Source organism: Nonomuraea sp. NPDC004354, from assembly GCF_053602555.1.
In genome coordinates, this window is record NZ_JBSGDV010000004.1 from 539,303 (window position 1) to 545,628 (window position 6,326).

At 70.3% G+C, this 6,326-nt stretch carries 7 protein-coding genes; 2 read left to right on the forward strand and 5 right to left on the reverse strand.

Going from position 1 to position 6,326, the window contains the following annotated elements; translation table 11 throughout:
• Positions 1–7: 7 nt before the first annotated feature.
• Both ACWENQ_RS17270 and ACWENQ_RS17275 read right to left on the reverse strand, forming a co-directional pair.
• Entirely contained in the window at positions 8–1,459 is a 1,452-nt protein-coding gene (locus ACWENQ_RS17270; RefSeq protein WP_452415005.1) for a hypothetical protein, read from the reverse strand.
• Between the two features lie 83 nt (positions 1,460–1,542).
• Positions 1,543–1,908: a hypothetical protein gene (locus tag ACWENQ_RS17275; protein ID WP_452415007.1), complete on the reverse strand. Its 366-nt coding sequence runs from the start codon at positions 1,906–1,908 to the stop codon at positions 1,543–1,545.
• 389 nt (positions 1,909–2,297) lie between these two features.
• On the opposite strand from ACWENQ_RS17275, the gene ACWENQ_RS17280 reads away from it, so the two are divergent.
• Complete coding sequence (locus ACWENQ_RS17280; RefSeq protein ID WP_452415008.1) at positions 2,298–3,563, forward strand: hypothetical protein; 1,266 nt, start codon at positions 2,298–2,300, stop codon at positions 3,561–3,563.
• A 275-nt stretch (positions 3,564–3,838) separates the two neighbouring features.
• Entirely contained in the window at positions 3,839–4,570 is a 732-nt protein-coding gene (locus ACWENQ_RS17285) for a dienelactone hydrolase family protein (RefSeq protein WP_452415010.1), read from the forward strand.
• Between the two features lie 127 nt (positions 4,571–4,697).
• Here ACWENQ_RS17285 and ACWENQ_RS17290 read toward each other — a convergent pair whose 3' ends face one another.
• From ACWENQ_RS17290 to ACWENQ_RS17300, 3 genes are all read right to left on the reverse strand, one after another.
• Complete coding sequence (locus ACWENQ_RS17290) at positions 4,698–4,955, reverse strand: Txe/YoeB family addiction module toxin (protein ID WP_452415012.1); 258 nt, start codon at positions 4,953–4,955, stop codon at positions 4,698–4,700.
• Positions 4,952–5,212, reverse strand: a complete 261-nt coding sequence (locus ACWENQ_RS17295; RefSeq protein WP_354907969.1) for a type II toxin-antitoxin system Phd/YefM family antitoxin — start codon at positions 5,210–5,212, stop codon at positions 4,952–4,954. The genes ACWENQ_RS17290 and ACWENQ_RS17295 overlap by 4 nt, the downstream gene beginning before the upstream one ends.
• Before the next feature lie 47 nt (positions 5,213–5,259).
• Positions 5,260–6,326: L-serine ammonia-lyase (locus ACWENQ_RS17300; RefSeq protein WP_452415014.1), on the reverse strand; the 1,067-nt coding region annotated here is incomplete at its 5' end.

Sequence of the window (6,326 nt, forward strand, 5' to 3'; positions counted from 1 at the left end):
GCCCGCTCTACTTGGGCGGGCACTTCACCGTGTAGGAGATCTCCTTCACCGGCATGTTGTGGTTGAGCACCTCGAAGCGCACGGTTCCGCTGGTGGCGGTGGGATGCGCCCCGCCCGACAGGCTGGTCGTCCCGGCGCCGAGGGCGTTCTCGTACACGTACGTGCGCCCGGCCACCGTCCAGCGGTACTTCACCTGGCCGGCCCGGTCCAGGGTCAGCGTCACCCCCAGCCCCACGCGCGGCAGTTCGGCGCAGTCGGGGTCGGGATAGGTGACGCTGTGGTCGATCCTGTCGATGGTCACCGTCACGGTCCGCGGCTCGGTGAGGCACTTGAGGACGAACGTCCGCTCAACCGGCTCGGGCGCGCCGCCTTCGGCCATGAGGCCCAGCGTGTGGGTGCCGGTCTGCTGGTCGCTCAGCGAGAACGTGCCCGCGACGTGCTGGGAGCGAGGACCGTTGCCCGCCGGGAGGTCGACCTGCTGCTTCGCCCACGGCTTGCCGTCCAGGATCCACCAGTAGGTGACGGTGGCGGCCGGGCCCGCGGGCAGCCCGACGGTGCCCCAGGCATGGTAAGTGATCGGAGAGGCGCACGTACCCTCGTAGTCGCCGGGGGAAAGGTCGGTGATGGCCACCACGGGCTTCGGCCCGGACGGGTCCGTCGGCCCCGGCGTGGGCGTGGTCCGCGTGGGGCTGGGACTGGGGCTCGAGCTCGGCTCGGGCTGGCTCGCGCAGGTCACCCGGTAGGGGGCGCGGCCCGAGTCGTACCCGCGCGCCACGTGGATCGCCTTCCACCCGCCGGTGGAGTTGCCCACGCTGAGCGGCAGGCCGACCTGCCTGATCCGCGGTCCGCCGGCCGGGAAGTCGAGGTACTCCACCGGCCCGTCGCCCTGCTCGCTGTCGATCCACTGGTAGGCCACCCGCGCCGGCACCCTGGACACCTGGATGGTGCCGGTGAAGCGCACCGTCGCGGGACACGTCCCGCTGTACGCCGGCGGCGTGACGTCCACGTCCGCGGCGGCCACGAGCGGCTCGGCGGCGTTGACGGGAAGCAGGTGGTCGACGTCGTAGACCTTGGCCGGGCCCGAGCAGCGAACCTTGAAGTGGGCCTTGCGCGACAACCCCTTGCGGCCGAGGATCTCGACGGCCTGCCAGCCGGTCACCGACCTCTCGAAGGTCTGCCGGTCGCGGACGGTGACCGTACGGGCGCCGCTGACCGTGAAGCTTCTGATCGACCCCTTGGAGCCGTCGCCACGCACCCAGCGGTAGCGCACGGTGCCGCTGCCCTTGGCCGACACGGACGCGGTGAAACCGACCGTCGTGGGGCAGACGCCGGAGCGGTTGGGGGAAGTGGCCTTGACCTTGGCGACCGCCACCTGGACGGCGGGCGCGGCGGCGGCCGGGGGAGCGAGCAGCAGCCCGCTGAGCATGAGGGTGCCCAGCAGCAACGCTGTCCTCTTCATGAAGATGTGCCTTTCTCACGAGAAGCACACACGATAAGAGGCGCCACTTGAGTCCCACTGGTGCCTGACTTGGGATCCGCCCGTCAGCCGCGCCCGCCGGCCGCGGGTCCGCAGGAAGAAGGGCCGCCCGGCGACTCCGGGAGTGAGCTGAGACCCCAGGCCGTGTACAGCGCGACCGGGACCGGCGGGACACAGCCGCGCGTGTCGAAGTCCCCTCGGTAATGCCAACCGTCGCCGCCCTGCCTGGTCCAGAAGTGCAGGCGCTCCCCCATGCCGATCGCGTAGTGGACATCCGTCGCCGCCGCCGTACCGAAGACCGCGCCGTAGTAGACGGTTCCGCGGGTGGCCACGTCCAGCGCGGCGGCGCCTCCCTCGTGGCAGGCGGTGGCCACGAGCGCCGCACGGGTGTCCCTGTCAAGGCTGAGCGACCAGGCGGTGCCGGGCGCCACCCGCCGGCCCGGCCCCTCTTCGTCCGGCTCGACCGGCGCGGGCGACGGCGGACATCGGCGCGCCTCCTCACCGACGGCGGCGGCCGAGCCGTCCTGGGCGTCGGACAGCGCCCCCAGCCGCCACCACGACTCCGACCAGCGCGAGCACGGTGGCCATCAACGCCAGTGATCTCCGCACAGGGATGTCGTAGCACGGACGCGCCGCGCCGTACAGCCCGCCGGCCGATCAGGACGGCCACACTGGGAGCCGTGCGACACGATGAAGAGCACCCCCTGTCCGGAGGGAACGAGGGTCGTCCGCGTGGGGGACGCGGTCCGTCGTCCCACGGGGGAAGGCGTGAAGGAAGTCCCTCGTACCGTGGTCGCCGCCCGCCGGTAGTCTCTGCAGGATGATCGACGCCCGCTCGGTAATCGAGAAGACGAACTGGGCCAGCCTGCACCATGCGTACGGCGACGCCTCCGACGCGCCGGAGGCCCTGCTGGCCCTGTTGAGCGAGGACGCGGAGCGCTGCGGCGCGGCTCTCGGCTACCTCGATGCGGCCGTGCTGCACCAGGGCACGCTCTACCCTGCCACCGCGCCGGCGGCCCTGTTCGTGGCCGCCATCCTGGACGACCCGCGCACGCTCATCCCCTGCGAGAGCGCCCTGCCCTGGGACGACCGCGAACGGCCGCTGCGGGCCGCGCTGCTGGAATGGCTCGGCTCCGTGGCCGAGTCGGCCTCCTACTGGGACGACGAACTCGACGACGACGAAGACGAGGACGAGGACGACGACGAGTTCGAGGACGAGGACGAGGATGGGGGCGACGACGCGGGCGAGATCGCAGACGAGGACGAAGACGACGAGGACGAGGACGCGGACGAGGACGAGGACTCAGACGAGGACGCGGGCGCGGACGACGAGGGCGGGGAAGGCGCGGACGGGGAAATCCGGGCCGCCGAGGCGTGCCAGGCGATCCGGCGTGACCTCTACGTCGCGGTGCTGCCCTTCCTCGACGATCCGGACGACGCCGTGCGCAGGGCCGCGTTCGGGGCGATGGGGCACCTCATGCTCGCTCCCGAACTCACCGAGTTCCGGGGCGAGCAGGCCCGGCGGATGCAGTCCCTGGCGCACCTCGGCACCGCCGAAGAGCGGGCGGCGGCCGCGCTGACCATGGGCAACTGGGGCCTGGCGCCTCAGACGTTCCTCGCCGACCCCGACCCGTCGGTGCGCGCCGCGGCTGCCCTCGCGCCCGCGCTGGACCCGGACCCGAGGGCGCTGGCCGAGGTCAGGCGGGCGCTGGCCGATCCCGTCGCCGCGGACGGCTGGTTCGCCGAGCCCCTGCCGCAGCTGGACGGGATGCTCAGGTTCGCACTGATCAAGGCGCTGTTGCGGCGCACGCGGGAGTTCGAGGAGATCGTGCCCGAGGCGCTGGCCGTGGCCCGGATGACCAACGCCTACACGGTCGAGTCGGACTGGGGGCCGTTGCTGGAGCGCGCCTTCCCGGCGGGCCACATGTCAGGCCGGCCCCTGAGCACGGCCCAGCGCCGGTTCCTTCTGGCGATCGCGGACAACGACGAGTGCTGGGGCAGCGTCGCCAACCCGATGATCTGGTTCAGCAGGGCCGGCCTGCCCTACGACCGCGAGTCCCTGCGCTCGCTGGCGGCCATCACCTGACCGGTGCGGACCGTGCCGTCACGCCAGGCGGTGGCACCGGCCCGGCCCGACTGACCATCCACGGATGTCAGGGGCCGGTGCCGCGCCAAGCGGTGGTCGCCCTGGCGACGTCTTCGCGCGGACACGTCTGAAGCCGTTTGTGATACGTTCGGCGGCGCCGTGCGCCGCCGCGAACCGAGGAGGTGAGACCGATCAACGCTGTGACAGGTCGGGCCTCCCTCCCCCGCATGGCCTGGGGAGTGCCCGCGAAAGGCATCCCGAAAGGCTGAAACGCCATGCGCTTCACCTCTGAGACGTCGGCTGACGGCGTCCGCGAACAGCTCTTCACCCTCGGTCAGGTCCCCGGCGTGCTGTGGACGCCGGAAGGCGCCACCGGTACTCGTCCCCTCATCCTGATGGGACACGGCGGCGGCCGGCACAAGAAGGCCCCCGAGATAGTGGCCCGTGCGCGCCGCTTGGTCGCCGCGTGTGGTTTCGCGGTGGCGGCGGTCGACGTGCCCGGCCACGGCGACCGGCCGAAGGACGAGGAGTACGACCGGATCGCGACCGAGAACCAGGCTCGTGTGGTGGCCGGAGAGGAACTGGCTCCGCTGATCGCCGGTTTCCAGGCGCTGGTAGCTCGCCAGACCGTCCCGGAATGGCGGGCTGTCCTGACCGCGGTCCAGGAACTCGAGCACGTCGGCGCAGGTCCGGCGGGCTATTGGGGTGTGTCGTTGGGTTGCGGGCTCGGCGTGCCGTTCGTCGCCGCCGAACCCCGGGTCCGCGCGGCGGTGCTGGGCTTGGGCGGGGCGCTTGCCTCGGCCGAGGCCGCCGCGCGGATCACCGTCCCGGTGGAGTTCCTGGTGCAGTGGGACGACGAGCGGGTGCCGCGGGCCCAGAGCTTGGCGTTGTTCGACGCCTTGGGCTCGACGGAGAAGACGCTGCACGCCAACCCCGGCAGGCACGGGGAGATCCCGGCGTTCGAGCTGGACAGCACGCTACGGTTCTTCGCCCGGCACCTCGGCTGAGCCGCCGCCGGTGGTCCGCGACGCGCCGGTCGGGATCCCTTCCCGATCGGCGCGTCCGTCCCGACCCGTATCCCGCATGGTTCTGATCGCCTTGTCCAGGCCTGCGGTCCGCACTGGAGTCAGATCTCTACTCGTAGTGGTAGCGAGCCTGCAGGATGACGATCTCATCGTCCATGGGCAGGTACACCAGTCGGTGCTCTTCAGTGATGCGCCGCGACCACGCGCCCGCCAGCGCGTACTTCAGCGGCTCGGGCTTGCCGATGCCCTCGAAGGGATCACCCAACGCGTCTTCGATGAGCCGGTTGATCCGTTTGAGGATCTGCCGATCGGCCGTCTGCCAGTGGACGTAGTCCTCCCAGCCCTTCCCGGTGAAGGCGACCTTCACCGGGAAGCCTCGTCGTCCAGCAGTTCGTGCCTCTCGTGGCGGCCCGCGAGCGCCTCCTGGTACGACTCGATCAGTCGGCGAGCGTTGGCCGGAGAGCGTAGCAGGTAGGCCGTCTCCCGGAGGGCTTCGTACTCCTCCGCGGCCACCAGGTAGGCGTTTCCGCTCTTGGACACGATCTCCACGGCAGTGCGGTCGTTGTTGACCTCTTCGATGAGCGGGAACAGGCGTCGGCGGGCCTCGCTCGCGGTGATGGACATGACCCTCCCTTTAAGTGGTACAACTTTATGGTACCACTCGAAGGTGATCAGCACTCGATGACGTTCACGGCGAGACCGCCGCGTGAGGTCTCCTTGTACTTGTCCAACATGTCCCGACCCGTATCCCGCATCGTCTTGATCGCCTTGTCCAACGACACGAAATGCTGCCCATCCCCCCGCATCGCGAACCGCGCCGCCGCGATCGCCTTGATCGACGCCACCGCATTCCGCTCAATACACGGAATCTGCACCAACCCCCCAATAGGGTCACACGTCAACCCCAGATTGTGCTCGATCCCGATCTCCGCCGCGTTCTCCACCTGCGCCGGCGTCCCCCCCAACACCTCCGTCAACCCCGCCGCCGCCATCGAACACGCCGACCCCACCTCACCCTGACACCCCACCTCGGCACCAGAAATCGACGCGTTCTCCTTGAACAACACCCCCACCGCCGCCGCGGTCAGCAAGAACCGCACCACCCCGTCCTCATCGGCCCCCGGCACGAACCGCGAGTAATACGTCAACACCGCCGGCACGATCCCCGCCGCCCCATTCGTCGGCGCCGTCACGATCCGCCCCCCGGCAGCGTTCTCCTCATTCACCGCCAGCGCGAACAACCCCACCCAATCCATCGCGTGCAACGGATCAGCCTCCGGCGACTCGGCCTGCAACCGCCGATGCAACTGATGCGCCCGCCGCCGCACCTTCAACCCACCCGGCAACACCCCCTCCTTGGCGATGCCCCGCCGCACACACTCCGACATCACCCGCCACAACCCCAGGATCTGCTCCCGGATCTCCGCCTCCGACCGGCCGAACGCCTTCTCGTTCTCCAGCATCAACCCCGACACCGACAACCCGGTCGCCGCGCAGTGCTTCAACAACTCCTCGGCCGTCGAGAACGGATACGGCACCACCGTGTCATCCGGCTTGATCCGACCGGCCCCCGTCGCCGACTCATCGACCACGAACCCGCCGCCCACCGAGAAGTACACCTTCTCCCGCACCACCCGACCGGTGCCGTCCAACGCGGTGAACCGCATCCCGTTCGGATGCTCCGGCAACGAGATCTTCCGCTCGAACACCAGGTCCTCGCCCACCACGAACGGGATCT